The sequence below is a fragment of the Aeromonas aquatica genome (assembly GCF_000764655.1).
Classification (GTDB): domain Bacteria; phylum Pseudomonadota; class Gammaproteobacteria; order Enterobacterales; family Aeromonadaceae; genus Aeromonas; species Aeromonas aquatica.
The window spans coordinates 23,403-39,302 of the sequence record NZ_JRGL01000118.1 but is presented as its reverse complement, the minus strand read 5'-3'; the positions used below and the strand labels follow the sequence as shown (position 1 = coordinate 39,302).

17 protein-coding genes are annotated in these 15,900 nt (G+C 64.8%); 9 read left to right on the top strand and 8 right to left on the bottom strand.

Annotated features, from left to right (window positions below):
* Window positions 1-14 precede the first annotated feature (14 nt).
* Complete coding sequence (locus LG30_RS0114800) at window positions 15-1,457, bottom strand: RimK family protein (RefSeq protein ID WP_033131465.1); 1,443 nt, start codon at window positions 1,455-1,457, stop codon at window positions 15-17.
* Window positions 1,458-1,642: 185 nt separating this feature from the next.
* Here LG30_RS0114800 and LG30_RS0114795 point away from each other — a divergent pair, with 185 nt between their 5' ends.
* The 3 genes from LG30_RS0114795 to LG30_RS0114785 all read left to right on the top strand — a co-directional run bounded on the left by LG30_RS0114795 (window position 1,643) and on the right by LG30_RS0114785 (window position 3,460).
* The gene (locus LG30_RS0114795) at window positions 1,643-2,116 is read left to right on the top strand and encodes a GNAT family N-acetyltransferase (protein WP_033131464.1); all 474 of its coding nucleotides are present in this window, start codon (window positions 1,643-1,645) and stop codon (window positions 2,114-2,116) included.
* 300 nt (window positions 2,117-2,416) lie between these two features.
* Entirely contained in the window at window positions 2,417-2,656 is a 240-nt protein-coding gene (locus tag LG30_RS0114790; protein WP_033131463.1) for a DUF3624 domain-containing protein, read from the top strand.
* A gap of 57 nt (window positions 2,657-2,713) precedes the next feature.
* Window positions 2,714-3,460 (top strand): SDR family oxidoreductase, encoded by a 747-nt coding sequence (locus LG30_RS0114785; protein WP_033131462.1) that lies wholly within the window; start codon window positions 2,714-2,716, stop codon window positions 3,458-3,460.
* 62 nt (window positions 3,461-3,522) lie between these two features.
* On the opposite strand, the gene LG30_RS0114780 is transcribed toward LG30_RS0114785, so the two are convergent.
* Complete coding sequence (locus LG30_RS0114780) at window positions 3,523-4,995, bottom strand: C69 family dipeptidase (protein ID WP_033131461.1); 1,473 nt, start codon at window positions 4,993-4,995, stop codon at window positions 3,523-3,525.
* A 399-nt stretch (window positions 4,996-5,394) separates the two neighbouring features.
* Between LG30_RS0114780 and LG30_RS0114775 the strand changes: the two genes are divergently transcribed.
* Window positions 5,395-5,829, top strand: a complete 435-nt coding sequence (locus tag LG30_RS0114775; RefSeq protein WP_033131460.1) for a hypothetical protein — start codon at window positions 5,395-5,397, stop codon at window positions 5,827-5,829.
* A 140-nt stretch (window positions 5,830-5,969) separates the two neighbouring features.
* Here LG30_RS0114775 and LG30_RS0114770 read toward each other — a convergent pair whose 3' ends face one another.
* Complete coding sequence (locus tag LG30_RS0114770; RefSeq protein ID WP_033131459.1) at window positions 5,970-6,554, bottom strand: hypothetical protein; 585 nt, start codon at window positions 6,552-6,554, stop codon at window positions 5,970-5,972.
* Between the two features lie 222 nt (window positions 6,555-6,776).
* On the opposite strand from LG30_RS0114770, the gene LG30_RS0114765 reads away from it, so the two are divergent.
* Window positions 6,777-7,952 carry an iron-containing alcohol dehydrogenase gene (locus LG30_RS0114765; RefSeq protein WP_033131458.1) on the top strand — a complete coding sequence of 392 codons (1,176 nt, stop codon included), beginning with the start codon at window positions 6,777-6,779 and terminating at the stop codon, window positions 7,950-7,952.
* A gap of 183 nt (window positions 7,953-8,135) precedes the next feature.
* Here LG30_RS0114765 and LG30_RS0114760 read toward each other — a convergent pair whose 3' ends face one another.
* The 3 genes from LG30_RS0114760 to LG30_RS22555 form a co-directional block, all read right to left on the bottom strand.
* On the bottom strand, window positions 8,136-8,762 hold the full coding sequence (locus LG30_RS0114760; RefSeq protein ID WP_033131457.1) for a glutathione S-transferase family protein: 627 nt from the start codon (window positions 8,760-8,762) through the stop codon (window positions 8,136-8,138).
* Window positions 8,763-8,863: 101 nt separating this feature from the next.
* Window positions 8,864-10,132, bottom strand: coding sequence for an O-acetylhomoserine aminocarboxypropyltransferase/cysteine synthase family protein (locus tag LG30_RS0114755; protein WP_033131456.1), 1,269 nt, complete (start codon window positions 10,130-10,132; stop codon window positions 8,864-8,866).
* A gap of 155 nt (window positions 10,133-10,287) precedes the next feature.
* The gene (locus tag LG30_RS22555; protein ID WP_152599308.1) at window positions 10,288-10,464 is read right to left on the bottom strand and encodes a hypothetical protein; all 177 of its coding nucleotides are present in this window, start codon (window positions 10,462-10,464) and stop codon (window positions 10,288-10,290) included.
* Between the two features lie 100 nt (window positions 10,465-10,564).
* On the opposite strand from LG30_RS22555, the gene sgrR reads away from it, so the two are divergent.
* From sgrR to LG30_RS0114740, 3 genes are read left to right on the top strand one after another with little or no spacing between them, the layout of a single operon-like run.
* A complete protein-coding gene (gene sgrR, locus LG30_RS0114750; RefSeq protein WP_033131455.1) occupies window positions 10,565-12,304 on the top strand; it encodes an HTH-type transcriptional regulator SgrR in 1,740 nt (579 codons plus the stop codon).
* 51 nt (window positions 12,305-12,355) lie between these two features.
* Window positions 12,356-12,751: an acyl-CoA thioesterase gene (locus LG30_RS0114745; RefSeq protein WP_033131454.1), complete on the top strand. Its 396-nt coding sequence runs from the start codon at window positions 12,356-12,358 to the stop codon at window positions 12,749-12,751.
* A gap of 31 nt (window positions 12,752-12,782) precedes the next feature.
* Complete coding sequence (locus tag LG30_RS0114740) at window positions 12,783-13,481, top strand: hypothetical protein (protein WP_033131453.1); 699 nt, start codon at window positions 12,783-12,785, stop codon at window positions 13,479-13,481.
* Window positions 13,482-13,523: 42 nt separating this feature from the next.
* Here LG30_RS0114740 and LG30_RS0114735 read toward each other — a convergent pair whose 3' ends face one another.
* Both LG30_RS0114735 and LG30_RS0114730 read right to left on the bottom strand, forming a co-directional pair.
* Window positions 13,524-14,276 (bottom strand): lipase secretion chaperone, encoded by a 753-nt coding sequence (locus tag LG30_RS0114735; protein ID WP_033131452.1) that lies wholly within the window; start codon window positions 14,274-14,276, stop codon window positions 13,524-13,526.
* Window positions 14,273-15,184 carry a lipase family alpha/beta hydrolase gene (locus LG30_RS0114730; protein ID WP_033131451.1) on the bottom strand — a complete coding sequence of 304 codons (912 nt, stop codon included), beginning with the start codon at window positions 15,182-15,184 and terminating at the stop codon, window positions 14,273-14,275. The genes LG30_RS0114735 and LG30_RS0114730 overlap by 4 nt, the downstream gene beginning before the upstream one ends.
* Window positions 15,185-15,462: 278 nt before the next feature.
* Here LG30_RS0114730 and LG30_RS0114725 point away from each other — a divergent pair, with 278 nt between their 5' ends.
* Window positions 15,463-15,888, top strand: a complete 426-nt coding sequence (locus tag LG30_RS0114725) for a tetratricopeptide repeat protein (RefSeq protein ID WP_033131524.1) — start codon at window positions 15,463-15,465, stop codon at window positions 15,886-15,888.
* Window positions 15,889-15,900: the final 12 nt, after the last annotated feature.

The following is a 15,900-nucleotide window of genomic DNA, read 5'->3' as shown; positions in this document are numbered from 1 at the left end:
GCCGATCCTGCTTGTTATCCTGCCGCGCCCTGTCCCCGGTTCTCCAGCCGTTGCCGGAAGGCCCTGGCCAGGCGCTCGTAGAGGTCCTTCGCCTCCCTGTCTTCAATATCGCCACGTATCCAGGGATTGTCGATGATTTCCAGCAGCACGCAGCCCTGTCCCTGCTGGCGCAGGTCCACCCCGAACAGGCCGTTGCCGAGCTGATGGACGGCGCGGCGGGCTGTCTGCAGCACCCTCTCCGGCACCTCGTTGAGCGGCAGCGCCTCGATCCGGCTCATGTCGAGGGGGTGCTTGCGGCGGCGGATCCGGTTGCCGGGCTCAGGCCGGAAGCGGCGGCAGGCGAACAGCGGCGAGCCGTCGAGAAAGCCGATGCGCCAGTCGAATTCGGCGGGGATCCGGCTCTGCACCAGCAGCAGGGCGGAGCGGCCCAGTCCCTCGTCCAGCAGGCGGGCGAGCTGCTGCTCGTCGCCGGCCATGGCGAGATCCCGGCCTTGGGCGCCGTCGGGCACCTTCACCATCAGCGGCAGGCCGAGCCGCTGCACCAGCTCGTCCACCTGGTGGCGGCCGCGGCGGGTCACCACCATGGTCGGCGGCATGGGCACGCCGCTGCGCACCATCAGCTCGTAGAGATAGAGCTTGTTGCTGCAGGCGAGGATGGCGCGGGAGCTGTCGATGACCGGCATCTTGAGCTGCTCGGCGCGGCGGGCGAACTCGAAGGTGTAGTGGCCGACCGCCGTCTCGGCGCGCAGCCAGAGGCTGTCGAACTCCGGCAGCCGCTCGATGGCGGACGGTGCCAGGATCTCGGCCCGGATCCCCTGGGCGGCGGCGGCCTCGATGAAGCGTGTCAGGGCCAGGGCATCGCTGCTGGCGCGGCCGTCATCGGGATCCACTAGGATGGCGAGCTGATAGAGGGGGGCGGCCTGCTCCTCGTCCCCCGCGCCGACCAGCGCTTGGGCGTGTTGCAGCATCAGCTCCCGCTCGCGTGGGCTCAGATCCTGCGGGGAGAGGCTCTGCTGCCGGCGCACCGACCAGCCGTGGCGGCCGCGCTTGAGGGTCAACTCTTGCAGCGGCAGCTGGCTCAGGCCGTAGTAGTAGCGGGCCAGCCCCGCCAGCTCGCTCTGCTCGCACTGGCCGAAGATGGCGCGCACCCGGATCCTGTCCTCGCTCTGGCGGGCCAGCCAGCCCTGCAGCTTGCGCCACAGCTTGGCGGGCGGCTGCTGGGGTTGCAGCACGCTGATGGCCTGCAAGCCCGGCAGGCAGTGGTGGCTGCGGGCCTGGGCCAGCAGGGAGCAGTAATAACCGGCGCTCAGGTGCTCCAGCGAGCGGCACAGGTTGATGATGCGGGGCCGCCCCCCCGTGGTGGGCAGGCCGTGCTGCAGGTAGGTGCGGGCGGTCAGCAGATAATCGGCATGGCAGGGCCAGTCGCCTGGCTCCTCGACGATGACATAGGTACTCATATTGTTGGCTCCACGGATCAGACTGCCAGGACGGCAGTATCCCCAGTGGGCTTCGATGCACCGACAAGCACGACAATGGCGCGAGGGGAAACAAGAGGTTACAGTGCCTAATATTCTGCCTTGGTAACCTGTGATACAAGTCGCATTGTTGGTGCTGAGGATAAATAACCGAACGAGGACACCCCGTGTTGACCGTGCGCACGGCCCGAGCCGATGATGTGGGCGCCATCGTCAGGCTTGAGCGCTACTGTTTTCCCCCCGAAGTCGCCTTCGGCCGCAGCCGCTGGCACTATCTGCTGAATCAGGCCAAGGGCCGCACCCTGCTGCTGCAAGACGACAAGGAACAGCTGCTGGGCTATCTCAGCGTGCTGGAGCACAGGGGCTGGGATCGACTGGTGATCCAGACCCTCGCCATCCGCTGGACGGTGCGCCGCCAGGGCTGGGCCCGCCGCCTGCTGGAGCAGGTCATTTCGGAGGGCAGGGCGGCCGGCTGGGGCGCCATCCGACTCGAGGTGGCCGATGCCAACGCCGAGGCCCTCGCGCTCTACCGGGGGCTGGGCTTTCGTGCCCAGCTCAGGCTGCCCGACTACTATGGGCCGGGCCAGCATGCGCACCGTCTGGTGCTGCCGCTGGGATCCGGTGAACAGGGGGCGGCATGAGCTGTGATGACTGCCTCGCCACCGCCTTCGGGGTCAGCATGAGCCGCGCAGCCTCGACATCGAGGAGCCGGCATGAGTTGTGATGACTGTCTCGCCACCGCCTTCGGGGTCAGCATGAGCCGCGCTGCCTCGACATCGAGGAGCCGGCATGAGCTGTGATGACTGTCTCGCCACCGCCTTCGGGGTCAGCATGAGCCGCGCTGCCTCGACATCGAGGAGCCGGCATGAGCTGTGATGACTGTCTCGCCACCGCCTTCGGGGTCAGCATGAGCCGCGCAGCCTCGACATTGAGGAGGCGGCATGAGTTGTGATGACTGCCTCGCCACCGCCATCCGGGCCAAGTTGGGGCGTTGTCCTGCCTGCGCTGGTCAGAGCCTGCTCATAGGAGCGCTCGGCTGGTTGGCCTGGTGGTGCGCGGGTGCCGATGTCTCGGTCAATGCCCTTACCGGTTTGCTGTTCGCTCTCGGTGGCAGCGGCCTGTTCGGGCTGCACCTGTTGATCTTCATCCAGCGCAGGATGAGGGCGCAGGATCATGAGTGAATACTATTCGTTTCAACAAGATAGATAACAACAGTGATTCAGATAATGGAGGTTCAGATGATAGCAATGGTAACGGGCGCCTCGTCCGGCTTCGGTGAGGCGATCAGTCGCCTGCTGGTGAGCGCGGGCTACCGGGTGATAGGCACGGGTCGACGCGCCGAGCGGCTGGCCGCCCTGGCCGAGGAGCTGGGCGCCGGCTTCCTGCCGCTGGTGTTCGACGTGCAGGACAAGGCCGCCACCAAGGCCGCCATCGAGGGCCTGCCGGCTGCCTGGCAGCAGGTGGATCTGCTGGTCAACAACGCCGGCCTGGCGCTCGGGCTCGAGCCCGCCCACAAGGCGGATCTGGAAGACTGGGAGCAGATGATAGCTACCAACATCAGCGGCCTGACCCTGCTCACCCGCCTGCTGCTGCCGGGCATGGTCGAACGTAATCGCGGCCACGTGATCAACATTGGTTCCATCGCCGGCACCTACCCCTATCCGGGCGGCAACGTCTACGGCGCCACCAAGGCGTTCGTGAAGCAGTTCAGCCTGAACCTGCGCGCCGATCTGGCGGGCAGCGCGGTGCGCGTCACCAACCTGGAGCCGGGCCTGTGCGGCGGCACCGAGTTTTCCAACGTGCGCTTCCACGGGGACGACGCCAAGGCGGCCACCGTCTATCAGGGGGTGCAGGCGATCCAGCCGGAAGACATCGCCAACACAGTGCTCTGGGTCAGCCAGCAGCCCGCCCACGTCAACATCAACAGCATCGAGATCATGCCGGTGGCCCAGACCTTCGGCCCGCTCAATATCAGCCGTCGCTGAGTGTGGCGCCCTGCTGAAACGAGAAGAGGCACCCCTGGGGGGCCTCTTTGTTTTGATGCGCCCTACAGGCTCATGATCTTCTTGAACTCCTCCTCCGAGTATTTCTTCTCGGTGCTCTTGGTGAGATCAGTCATCAGCTTGTAGCGCAACTCTTTGGCCAGCTGATAGTTCTGCTCCAGCTGGCCGTAGGAGTAGTCGGCCGCCAGTTGCAGCGCCGTGGCCTTGTCGCTGGCGTAGGTCTGCTTGAGGGTCTTGTCCAGCACCGCCACCTCCTTGTAGAACTTCTCGCTCTGCTTGCCCCAGACGCCGCGCAGCAGCGGCAGGTACTTGTCCGGGTTGGTGTTGGCGAGCGCGGTCAGGCTGCGGAACTGCCAGTAGGCGGAATCATCCGAGTAGCTGTCACTGCCGCTGCGATAGGGCAGGGGATAGGTTTCCAGGCTGTGGTAGAGCGGCACCATCACCGACTCGGCCAGCACGCCGTAGCTCTGCCAGATGAGGCCCTGCAACTCCTTGGGCATCTCCTTGCGCAGCTGGATGATGTGGGACTCGAGCTGGCGGTCGATGCGGATCGGCCGCTCCGCCTTGCCCGCCAGCGCCGTGCCATCATAGGTGGCGCGGAGCAGTTTGGTCACGTCCGGCACCGTGATGGGGGCATCCGGCTTCATGAACAGCGGATACTGCGCCTGACGGGTGGGCTGCTGGTGGGAGGCGCTCAGCAGTTGCTGGCCGAGCCATTCCCGGTCCACGTTGTAAGGATCGGCGATCACCCCGAACGCCTTGGCGAAGTTGAAGTTCTTGGGATCGGCGTTATCCAGCAGCTTGTGCTCGCGCACGAACTCCAGCAGCTTGGGGGAGTGCAACACCTGGCTGTCGTCCAGGTTCACCCCGTGGATGCGCAGGCCGTTGGCGACCATGGCGTAGCTGTCGTCCGGCACCCGCACCGCTATCCAGTGGTGGCCAGAGCCTATCTCCATCAACCAGGCCTCGTTCACGTCCGCCAGATAGAGGCTATTGCCCTCCCCGGCGCCATGGGTCTCCACATAGTGGCCGAGCAGCTCGACCCCCTCTTTCGCGCTCTTGGCCTGGGGCAGGATCAGGGTGGGGATGATGGCTTCTATGATCCCTTTTTCGATCAGCGGATCCGCTTTCTGGGCCTTGTCGTTGACCTCGGCACTGGTGGTGGCGGAGAGGGCGACGTTGTACTCGTTGATGCCGCGCTCCTCGTAATACTTGCCGGCGGGATCGCTGGTGGCGGCATCCCAGTCACGGATGGAGGAGTAGGCGAGGAAGGCCTTGGGCATGGGTACCTCCAGGCCATTGCCCAGTTTCCATAGCTTGCCCTCGTTCTGCTGGGCCGGGTGGAAGGCGAGGTACTTGTTCCAGTTGTTGATGCCGAAGTCTTCGTTTCTGGCGATCATGATGCTGCCATCCGCGCTGGCGCCCTTGCCGACGATGAGGCCGGTGCAGGCGTCGGCACTGGTGCCAAGCAGGCTGAGCAGGGTAGCGGAGAGGAGACTCAAGGTGTGTTTTTTCATTATTGTGCCTGAAGCTGTGAGGTGAGTGTGAGTCAGGGGAGGGGATGAGAGGCGGATCGCCGCAGGCCGGGTGCGGCACTGCATTGATGCCGAAGAATGGGTCTGCATGTTATTGATATTTCAAACATATCATCCACAATACTGCGTCCTGACCAGATTGTGCGCTGGCATGGTATGCCTCCATGGTTGTTTATTTTGTGATCTACCGTTCATTCCTGTGTTTAGTTCGGCAAAAGAAAAGATGGTTGGTGGCATCTGTGGTTGCTGGGTGCAGAGGCAGAATAATGATGGGGAAGTCGGCGGGAGTGTGCTGACAAGTTGGCCTGCTACTTGCTGAGCCCTGACCATGGCGGGGAGTCTGTCCCCGATTTCCGGCTCGGCCGGCAGCTTGGAGTCCCCATGGATATCAAACCCTACACCCAGCAACTCGCCCAGAGTGCATCCTATAGCCGTGCCCTGGCGACCCTCAGCGGCGACGATAGCCAGCAGGGCGGCGGCTGGGATCAGCAGGTCAGCCTCTCCAGCCAGGTGCTGACCGGCAAGGCGCAGCAGGTGCTGACTTACGAACATCTGGCCAGGAGCGGCAAGAGCGCGAGCCAGAGTGGCGGCGCCAATAATGCGCTGGTGCAGCAGCTGGTGGACAAGGCGCTGGGCTTCGATCGCAAGAAATTTGACGATCTCGAGAGTCAGATCAAGAGCGTGGCCGACAACAAACAGTTGTCGAGCGAGGAGCGGGAGCAGCAGACCAAGGCCCTGACCGAGCAGCGCGACGCCATGCTCAAGGCGGCCATGGACAAGCTCACCGGCAAGAAATCGGAAGAGAAGATCGCCTAGCGCCGCGAGTCAGGCCCAAACGGCAATCTTGAACGTCATGGAGGCAAGGGATTGCCCCTGGGGCTGGCGAGAGAGTGGCAAGGCAGGGGGACGAAGCAGGGAGGGCTGGCCCTCCCTGTGGATGTTGAAGGGCGAGGGCCTTATTTCTGTTCCGGCACTATTCCGATGCCGATGGCGGTGGTCTGGACCGCCTTGATCTGATCCCCCTTGGCGATCAGGGCGAACTGCGCCGGATCCTTCACCTTGAGGGTGAGGGTCTTGTCCACGCCCTTGACCCTGATGCTCTGCTGCGCCTTGTCGACGTCGATGACGTCCGCATAGATGGTCACCTGCATGCCGGCCCCGGCAGCGGGTTTATCCCCCGCGGCGGCCTTGGTCCCCTCGACCTCCACCACCCGTTTTCTCACCCCGGCGGTGCCCTTGAGCAGCTCCAGATCCAGCAGTTGCAGGTAGCGCAGCGCCACCTCGTCCCCCACCTTGAGGTTCTGCAGATCGGTCACCTCGTCGCCGGCGACGATATCGAAGACCTGGCCTTCGGCATTCTTCAGGCTGACCTTGCGGGTCGCGGTGTCGATGGCGGTGATGGTCGCCTTGGCTGTCACCTCTTCCGCCAGGCTGGCCTGGCCGGGGGCGATCGCCACATTGGTGGCCACCTCGGCGGCGTACACCAGGGCGGTGGGGGAGAGGCTGAGCAGACCGGCGATCCATGCGTGTTTCAGTTTCATAATTGAGACCCTGTGGCTGGGAGATGGCACCTCGTCAGAGGCGCCTCGATGGCGAAACGGCGTTGGCGCCATGATGATGGGGAGGGGCTGTGCCGCCTCCTCCCAGTGACACCATAGCAAAGTCACACCCGAGAACCTCATACCGAATGCCTGACCACCCCATTTTGGTAGCCCGCTCCCGTTTTTTGACCTCCCGCGAGTGCGGGCGCACAATCCTTCTGCATGCATTCAACCGAGGGCTCTGCCGTGTACAACTTCCAATATGCCAATCCCACCCGCATCTGTTTCGGGGAGGGCCAGATAGCCAGCCTGCCGGAGCTTATCCCGAGCGGCAGTCGCCTGCTGGTGCTCTACGGCGGTGGCAGCATCAAGACAAACGGGGTCTATCAGCAGCTGTGTGACGCCCTGGCTGGCCTGGATTGGCAGGAGTTCTCCGGCATAGGTGCCAACCCCCAGTACAGTCAGTTGATGGAGGCGGTCGCCCTGGTGAAGCGCGAGCGCATCGACTTCCTGCTGGCGGTCGGCGGTGGCTCTGTGGTGGATGGCACCAAGTTCGTGGCCGCCGCCGCCTGTTTCGAGGGGGAGGATCCCTGGGACCTGTTGCTGCACAAGACGCCGGTCAAGGCGGCGCTGCCCCTTGGCTGCGTGCTGACCCTGCCCGCCACCGGCTCCGAGAGCAATCCCGCCGCCGTGGTGAGCCGGGGGGATGCCAAGCTCTCCTTCATGAGCCCGCAGGTGCTGCCGCAATTTGCGGTGCTGGATCCCACCACCACTTACAGCCTGCCGACGCGCCAGATTGGCAATGGGGTGGTGGATGCCTTCGTCCACATCATCGAGCAGTACCTCACCTTCCCGGTGGGTGGCGAGGTGCAGGACAGGCTGGCGGAAGGCTTGCTGCAGGTGCTGGTGGACAACGGGCCCAGGGCGCTGAAGGAGCCCACCAACTATCAGGTGCGGGCCAACCTGATGTGGGCCGCCAGCCTGGCGCTCAACGGCCTCATCGGCCGTGGGGTGCCCCAGGACTGGTCTACCCACGCCATCGGCCATCAGCTGACCGCCCTCTATGGGCTGGATCATGCCCAGAGCCTGGCGGTGGTGCTGCCCTCCTTGCTGCGGGAGCAGGCCGCCCAGAAGCAGGAGAAGCTGGCCCAGTTTGCCGAGCGGGTCTGGCACTCCAACCGGGAGGACAGGGCGCTGCGCATCGAGGAGGCGATTATCCGCACCGAGCAGTTCTTCCAGCAGATGGGGGTGGGCACCCGCCTCGTCGACTATGGCCTGACGGAGAGCAGCATCCCGGCGATCTGCTCCAACCTCAAGCGCTTCGGCCTGACTTCGCTCGGGGAGCAGCAGGACATAGATCCGGACAAGGTCGCCAGGATCCTCTCCCACGCGCTGTGATCCCTGCGTTCTGTGCTCCAACCTCAAGCGCTTCGGCCTAACTTCGCTCGGGGAGCAGCAGGACATAGATCCGGACAAGGTCGCCAGGATCCTCTCCCACGCGCTGTGATCTTCAGGATCTGGCCTGAACGCAAAACGCCCCGATTGTCGGGGCGTTTTGCATTCCAGGGCACGGGCAGTCGATCAGGCGCTCTGATCCAGCTCGCGCTCCAGGGCGGCCGCCTTCTGGCGGGCCGGATGGGTATTAAGGCGTTCCCAGTAGCTCTTAAGGTGCGGGAACTGGGCCAGCTGACCGATCTGGGCCAGCAGATCCACCAGGAAGGAGTTCATGATGTCGGCGCCGGAGAGGCGATCCCCCACCAGATAGTGGCGGCTGGCCAGCACCTCATTGAGATAGCCCAGTACCTTGGCGCACTCCGCCTTGGTGTAACCCGGCAGGAAGCGCATCGGGCTGCCATCCTTGCGCACGAACATGTCCAGCAGCAGCGGCAAGATGCCGGAGCTTTCGGCGAAGTGGATCCATTGCAGGTACTCGGGGTAGTCGGGGCTGTCGGTGGCTGGCGCCAGCCGCTCCGGGGCGTGGCGGGCGATCAGGTACTCGGTGATGGCGCCGGACTCCGCCAGCACCCGGCCGTCGAACTCGATGACGGGTGACTTGCCGAGGGGGTGGATGGCCTTGAGCTCGGGGGGCGCCAGGAAGCTGGTGGCATCGCGCTGGTAGGCCTTGATCTGGTAGGGCAGGCCCAGCTCTTCGAGCAGCCAGATGATGCGTTGGGAGCGGGACTTGTTCAGGTGGTGCAGGACTATCATGGGAACCTCGATGGGTGGCGGAAGCGGCTGATACGTGCTGGCGTGGTGACTGGTTCACCGGCAGGCAAAAAAGAGCGGGCAGATGCCCGCTCTGTGCTGACTCAGGCCTCCAGCGCCTGATCCAGATCCGCCAGTATGTCCTCGATGGCTTCGATCCCCACCGACAGCCGGATCATCTCCGGCTTGACTCCGGCCCTGGCTTGCTCCTCCTCGCTCAGCTGGCGATGGGTGGTGGAGGCGGGGTGGCAGGCCAGGGACTTGGCGTCGCCTATGTTGACCAGCCGCTTGAAGATCTTGAGGGCGTCGTAGAAGCGGACCCCGGCCTCATACCCTTCCTTCAGACCGAAGGAGAGGATGGCCGAGGGGCGGCCGCCCATGTACTTCTCCGCCAGCGGGTAGTGGGGATGGCCCGGCAGACCGGCATAGCTGACCCAGGCCACCTTGGGGTGGCCTTTAAGGTGATGGGCGACCCGCAGGGCGTTGTCCACGTGGCGCTCCATGCGCAGGCTCAGAGTCTCCAGCCCCTGCAGCAGCAGGAAGGCGTTCATGGGGGCCAGCGCCGCCCCTGTGTTGCGCAGGGGCACTGTGCGCACCCGGCCGATAAAGGCCGCAGCGCCAAACGCCTCGGTGTAGACCACCCCGTGGTAGGAGGGCTCCGGGCTGGTGAGCTGGGGGAAGCGCGCGGGGTGATCCGCCCAGGGGAACTTGCCCGAGTCGACGATGACCCCACCGAGGGAGTTGCCGTGGCCACCGACATATTTGGTGAGGCTGTGCACCACTATGTCGGCGCCGTGTTCTATGGGTTTGCACAGCACAGGGGTGGCGACAGTGTTGTCGACGATGAGCGGCACGCCACGGGCGTGGGCGACTTTGGCGAAGGCGGCAAGATCGACGATGTTGCCCGCCGGGTTGCCGATGCTCTCGCAATAGACCGCCTTGGTCTTGTCGTCGATGAGGGCGGCGATGGCCTCGGCGCTATCATCCGCGGCGAAGCGCACCTCGACCCCGAAGCTCGGCAGCATGTGGGCGAACAATGTGTAGGTGCCGCCATAGAGCTGGGGGGTGGAGACGATATTGTCGCCGGCGGCGGTCAGCGCCTGGATGGCGTAGGTGATGGCGGCGGAACCCGCCGAGACCACCAGACCGGCGATACCCCCCTCGAGGGCGGCCATCCGTTGTTCCAGCACGTCGTTGGTGGGATTCATGATGCGGGTGTAGATGTTGCCAGGCACCGCCAGGTTGAACAGATCCGCCCCGTGCTGGGCGCTGTCGAACTCGTAGGCCACCGTCTGGTAGATGGGCACGGCCACCGCCTTGGTGGCGGGATCGTGGGAAAAGCCGTGGTGCAGGGCCAGGGTCGCATCTTTCATCACACACTCCTTGTTGGACGTCGTCGCCATTATGGATGGATAGACGTCCAATCTAGCAGGCCCTACACCGATGTAAACCACCCAATCCGGCAAAGCATTGTCAGGGGCTTGCAGTGATCCTGCGGCGCCCTTCCCTGCCCGGAGTCCTGGCCCAATCAGAGGCGGCGGCGATACTCCCTGTCGTCTATCTGGTGCATGTCCCACTGCATCAGGCGGTTGAGCTGGGCCATGGGATCCTCGACTGACGGCAACGGGCGGGGCAGGATCCGCTGGAAGTAACGGCGCAGGGTTTGCTGGATCTGGCTCGGTTTGGGGGAAGATGCTTGGCTCATGATGGTGCTCCTGTGAGGTTGTGCTCATGTTCGACAACAGTATTGAGCTAAAATGAGGAAGTAAAAACTGACGACTTCTCTACCAAGGATTTCCTCTTTTATGCCGACCGGTCGCCTCCATCAGCAATTTCAACGACTCGCCCAACAGCTGGGTGCCGACGAGCGAGATCTCAGCCTCGCCGAGGTGGCCGAATTGCTGTGCTGCACCCCGCGCAACGCCCGTCTGCTGCTGCGCCGCATGCAGGATCAGGGCTGGCTCAGCTGGTCCGCCGAGGCGGGGCGGGGGCGCCGCTCCCGGCTGACTCTGCTCGACAACCAGGAGAACCTGACCCGGCGCCGACTGCGGGATCTGCTGCAACAGGGGCTGCTGACCCAGGCGGTGCGGGTGGCGGAGGGGCGGCTGGACTTGCTCACCCCGCTGCTCATCGAGCAGCTCGGCCAGGCCACCCGGGCGGGGCGCCAGATCCTGCGGGTGCCCTACTACCGCCCGCTGCCCCGGCTGCTGCCCACGGATCCCTTGCGCCGCTCCGAAATCCACCTGAGCCGCCAAATCTTCAACGGCCTGACTAGGCGAAATGAGGAAAATGGGGAAATCGAGGGTGATCTCGCCCACCACTGGGAGCGGCTCGGCCCCTGCCACTGGCGCTTCTATCTGCGGCCGGCGGTGCGCTTTCACCACGGCCGCGAGCTGGGGGTGGAGGACGTGATGGAGAGCCTGCTGGCCCTGCGCGAGCGGCCGCTGTTCGCCCATCTCGTGCGGCTGGAGAGCCCCTGGCCACGAACCCTGGACTTGCATCTCGACAGCCCGGATCCCTGGCTGCTCCACCTGCTGGCCGAACCGGTGGCGGCCGTGCTGCCCCGGGAGCTGAAGGGGGAACCGGGCTTTGCCCTGCAACCCGTGGGCACGGGCCCCTACCGGGTGACCACCAACGATCCTCTGCACCTGTGCCTCAGTGCCTTCGACGACTACTTCGGCCTGCGCGCCCTGCTCGACGAGATCGACATCTGGATGTTGCCGGAGCTGGCGGAGCGGCTGGAGAGCCACCTGCAGCTTGGCCATGACAACCCCGAGCTCGGCACCATGCGGGGTGAGTCCGAGCTCGAGTCTGGCTGCTACTTCCTGCTGCAGGACGACAGATCCCCCGTCCTGCAGGATCCGGCCCTGCGCCAGTGGCTGGCGACCCTGCTCAACCCCATCGCCCTGATGGCGCGGGTCGCCCCCGAGCTGCAACGGGGCTGGACCAGCGCCCTCGGCTTGCTGCCCCACTGGCGCGAGCCCCTGCCGACCCCGCACCCGGCTCCGGTGCAGTTGCCGACCCGGCTGGTGCTGGCCTGCTTCAACCAGCATCTGGAGTTCAACGAGTGCGCCGGTGCCATGGCCAGCCTGTTGGCAGAGCAGGGCATCCGGCTGGAGGTACGCTCCCTGGATTACGACCGCTGGGTGAGCGGGGAGGATGAGGACGTGGATCTCTGGCTCGGCACCCTCAACCTGGAACACGAGCAGGCGTTCGCCCCCTATGCCTGGTTGCTGGGCACCCCTTTGTTGCAGCGGGTCTGGGGCCGTCAGCCGGCCCTGTGGCAGGGATTGACGCAGTGGCGCGCCGGCGGCGCCGAGCCGGGACCGCGCGCCCTGCTGGCCGAGGTGCAGCGTCAGCACTGGTTTGTGCCGCTGTTTCACCACTGGCTGGAGCTGGAGAGCCGGGTCGGCGTGCACGGGGTGCGCATGACGGCCCTCGGCTGGTTCGATTTTCGCAGCGCCTGGTTAAAACCCGAACAGGGGACTCAGGAGCCGGAAAGCGGAGCTCGCTCCCACCCGGACGCCGGGACGCTTGAGTCGTAGCGGTTGGCGCGCTAGCCTGTGCGCGGTCCCACGACAAGGAGTCGAATAGCCATGCTGGAAATGCAGATCCAACCCCGTTTTCAAGAGACAGATGCCCTAGGCCACATCAACAACACTGTGCCGGCGGTCTGGTTCGAATCGGCCAGGGATCCCCTGTTCCGTCTCTTCTCCCCCGAGCTGGATGTGCATGACTGGCATCTGATCATCGCGGGCTATGGGGTGCAGTTCAAACGGGAGCTGTTTTACGGTCAGCAGGTATCGATCAAGACCGGAGTGCGCCGTATCGGCACCAGCTCCTTCACGGCCTGGCAGGAGGCCTGGCAGGGCGGCGAGCTGGCCGTCACCGCCGAGACGACCCTGATCCATTTTGACTACCGGACCCGCCAATCCCGTCCCCTGAGCGAGACGCACCGGGAGGGGCTGCGGGCCTGGTTGGTAGAGAGTTAATCCTGGCCCGCGGGCCCATCACAGGACACTTATGCGCAATACCCTGATCGCTCTGACCCTGGGACTCTGTTCCCTGCCTTCGCTGGCCGCCACCCTGGCCGAGCAGTTCACCCTGATGGAAAAGGGGGCACAGAATGCCCTCGACACCCGCCTGTTCAGTCACGACGGGGTGGACATCAAGGCCTGGATCGACGGCAAGCCCGTCATCATCGCCGTGCCCATCATGAATGAGCAGGGCAAGCTGGAGGGGGAGAGCCGTTACTACTTCAAGGGTGGCCAGCTGTTCGGGGTGAAAGAGCCTGCGGCCCAGTTTGCCTTCGACGACAAGGGCAGCCTGACCCAGTGGCTGGACGACAAGGGCCAGCCAGCCGAGTTTGTCAGCAAGATGAGCATGCAGCAGCGTCAGGAGTGGCTCACCAAGCGGGCCGCCGAGCTGAGCCAGCTGTTTGTGCCGAGCCCGGCGGAGCAGAAGGCCGCCAAGGGCGTCAAGCTGAAGGGGGCCGAACTGACCCAGTGGCTGTGCAGTGGCAAGCTGATGACCCTGGCCAAGGGCGACAAGGTGCAGGTCGAGCCCCCGAAGATCAAGGTGAGCGAGCAGGGGCTGGAGGGGGAGGTTTCCCTGCGCCAGGACCAGGGCTGGCAGGATCTCTGCCTCAAGTGTGAGGTGCAGGGCACCCAGGTGACTCGCCTCACCTGGCAGCCGCTGCCGGGCGCCAACAAGCCGCAATGAGCCGGCAGGAGATGAAAAAAGGGGCCAATCTGGCCCCTTTTTTCATGGGGTTTCCCCGAGTTTTAGGCGGGTCAGGGCCTCGACCCTTCGCCATTGCTCTGGTTGAAACCAGTGGGCCAGAATTTCCTGCTGCTGCATGGCCCTGTCATCGACGGAAAGAGGGGTCAGCTCCGCCAGATAGCCCGCCAGCTGCTGGTCGAACGCCTGTCGGCTCTGATCCAGCTGGTGCAGGCGATCCACCGCCTCCTGTCCCACTTTCTCCTGCAGCACGGCGTCCCGCTCGGCCGGTGCCAGCCGGTCCAGGGTCTGCAACTCCCCCAGCAGCTGGCTGTTGGTGTCGGCCTCCCTGAACCATTGGGGCTGCTCCGCCAGCCAGAGTTCCAGCTCGGTGGCCAGCCCCTGCTTGTCGGCCTCGCTCGCTTCTGCCAGCGCCTTGCGGCGCAGGGTCCACTGCTCCATCAGCCGATCCTCGGCAAACAGCTGCTCCTGCTCGGCCGGGCTGAAGCGCTGCTGGCGCAACTGCTCGCGTTCATCGAACAGCAGTTGCAGGCTGGCGAGGCCGGGATCCGTCGGCACCCTCAGGCCACCCTCGGCCTGGAGAAAGCGCTGGTAGCGGGCCATCAGCTCGTCGCCTTCCCCCGCCTCTCCCTGCTCGAGGCGCTGGGCCAGTTGATGGCGCAGCGCACCCTGCTCGGGGGCCGCATCCAGGGAGGGCTCCGCACTGGGGCAGATCGCCAGCACCCCCAGCAGCAGGGCCGGGCACAGCAGCGCCAGTATCAGCACGCTCCTGTTCATAGCCCCAGCCCCTGCAAGCGATTGGCGTGCTGGCGATAGAGGGTCAGGGGATCGGTGTCAAACAGATGGTGGATACCGAAGGACTGGTTCACCTCGTCAAGGTGGTTCATCCGGTAGCCGGTACCTATCACCTTGCCGAGGTGGCTGCTGCACACCCCCACCAGGCCGTCGTTGGGCTCCTTGAAGAAGGTGCCGGTCAGCGCCAGCGCCGGATCCACCGGATCCAGGATGTTGGTCATGTTGCCGCGCCCGCTCCAGGAGAAGTAATAGACGCCGTTGGCGGCCTGCAGCGGTCCCTCGCCACAGTAGCGGCTGGGCAATCCTTCCGGATAGTGCTGGTTGAAGCGCTGGGCGCCGGCGCTGGTCAGGGCATCGAGGGAGGCGAGGGGATCCTGCGGCAGCTTGCTACCACCGGAGAGCAGGGAGATGACGCCGGAGAGCGCCGAAGCCGCCGCCACCGCGAGCCGCTCGGTCACAGAGCCGGGTTTGACGTTGGCGCGCACCAGATCTGCTATTTCTGAGCCCTGGTTGACCCCGCCCACGCTGGTGGCGGAGGCGACCAGTTCGGGGGCGACCGAGGCCACGTAACGAATGGTGGGGCCGCCGTGGGAGTGGCCGATGAGGTTCACCTTCTCGGCCCCCGTGATGGCGAGCACCTGCTGCACCTGCTTGAGCAGCTGTTCACCGCGCAGTTCGGAACTCTGGGTGGCGGAGACCTGGGCCACGTAGACGCGGGCGCCGTCCCGGGTCAGGGCCTGGGGGATGCCGTAGAAGTAATCGACCCCGAGCAACTTGTCGAAGCCAAAGAGCCCGTGCACCAGCACTATGGGGTAACGGGTCTGGGTATAGCCTGCCGCCTGAGTCAGCATGGGCAGGGCGCACAACAGCATCAACAGCCATCTCTTCATTGTCATCATCCTTGTGTCCAAGGCTGCCGACGGGCAGCCACCGGCGTCATGCCAGTGCCATCAGCATGGTATCCGAACTCGACTGTATCTGTGGCTGCGATCACTAAACCGGCCATCCCGATAAAGCACTGCCCATATGGGCAGAGGCCCGGGATTGAACTATCCCTTGTGTTCGTCCCCCAGATAAGTTAAATAATAACTATTATCACTTGGGTGATGGAGCCATGACAGCAAGCTGGGTAAAAGGGTGGGTCGGTGCCACCGAGACGGACAACAGCATGGTGCACTGGAAGCAGCAGACCCTCTGCGGCAACCGTCACTTCGATGCCGGCGAATATGCCAAGGCCCTCGACTGTTACCAGCAGGCGCTCTGGCTGGCCCGCCAGCAGTTCTCCTGCTGGCAGGATGCGGACGAGGCGGTGGCGGCACTGGTGGTGGCGCACCACAACCTGGCGGATCTGCTGGTGGCCATGACGCTGCCGGACAGGGCCGCCGACATACTGTGCCACGTGCACGACTGCCTGCTCGCCACCAGCCAGTCCCCCGCCTGCTCAGACTCGCTGCGCGCCTCCGCCTCGCGCCATAGCCACAACACCCGCACCGAGCTGCTCGCCTTCGTGCGCAAGCACGGCACCCACGACGGCATTCAACGCTGCCTCGGCCAATGCCTGTGCCAGGCCGAGCCCGCCTCCCGACTGCACTGATCACAACAAGAG

Bases quoted from the DNA above. Each gene is read 5' to 3' on its own strand.
- LG30_RS0114800 (WP_033131465.1), bottom strand. From the start codon at position 1,457: ATGAGTACCTATGTCATCGTCGAGGAGCCAGGCGACTGGCCCTGCCAT.
- LG30_RS0114790 (WP_033131463.1), top strand. From the start codon at position 2,417: ATGAGTTGTGATGACTGCCTCGCCACCGCCATCCGGGCCAAGTTGGGG.
- LG30_RS0114785 (WP_033131462.1), top strand. From the start codon at position 2,714: ATGATAGCAATGGTAACGGGCGCCTCGTCCGGCTTCGGTGAGGCGATC.
- LG30_RS0114780 (WP_033131461.1), bottom strand. From the start codon at position 4,995: ATGAAAAAACACACCTTGAGTCTCCTCTCCGCTACCCTGCTCAGCCTG.
- LG30_RS0114775 (WP_033131460.1), top strand. From the start codon at position 5,395: ATGGATATCAAACCCTACACCCAGCAACTCGCCCAGAGTGCATCCTAT.
- LG30_RS0114770 (WP_033131459.1), bottom strand. From the start codon at position 6,554: ATGAAACTGAAACACGCATGGATCGCCGGTCTGCTCAGCCTCTCCCCC.
- LG30_RS0114765 (WP_033131458.1), top strand. From the start codon at position 6,777: ATGCATTCAACCGAGGGCTCTGCCGTGTACAACTTCCAATATGCCAAT.
- LG30_RS0114760 (WP_033131457.1), bottom strand. From the start codon at position 8,762: ATGATAGTCCTGCACCACCTGAACAAGTCCCGCTCCCAACGCATCATC.
- LG30_RS0114755 (WP_033131456.1), bottom strand. From the start codon at position 10,132: ATGAAAGATGCGACCCTGGCCCTGCACCACGGCTTTTCCCACGATCCC.
- LG30_RS22555 (WP_152599308.1), bottom strand. From the start codon at position 10,464: ATGAGCCAAGCATCTTCCCCCAAACCGAGCCAGATCCAGCAAACCCTG.
- sgrR (WP_033131455.1), top strand. From the start codon at position 10,565: ATGCCGACCGGTCGCCTCCATCAGCAATTTCAACGACTCGCCCAACAG.
- LG30_RS0114745 (WP_033131454.1), top strand. From the start codon at position 12,356: ATGCTGGAAATGCAGATCCAACCCCGTTTTCAAGAGACAGATGCCCTA.
- LG30_RS0114740 (WP_033131453.1), top strand. From the start codon at position 12,783: ATGCGCAATACCCTGATCGCTCTGACCCTGGGACTCTGTTCCCTGCCT.
- LG30_RS0114735 (WP_033131452.1), bottom strand. From the start codon at position 14,276: ATGAACAGGAGCGTGCTGATACTGGCGCTGCTGTGCCCGGCCCTGCTG.
- LG30_RS0114730 (WP_033131451.1), bottom strand. From the start codon at position 15,184: ATGAAGAGATGGCTGTTGATGCTGTTGTGCGCCCTGCCCATGCTGACT.
- LG30_RS0114725 (WP_033131524.1), top strand. From the start codon at position 15,463: ATGGTGCACTGGAAGCAGCAGACCCTCTGCGGCAACCGTCACTTCGAT.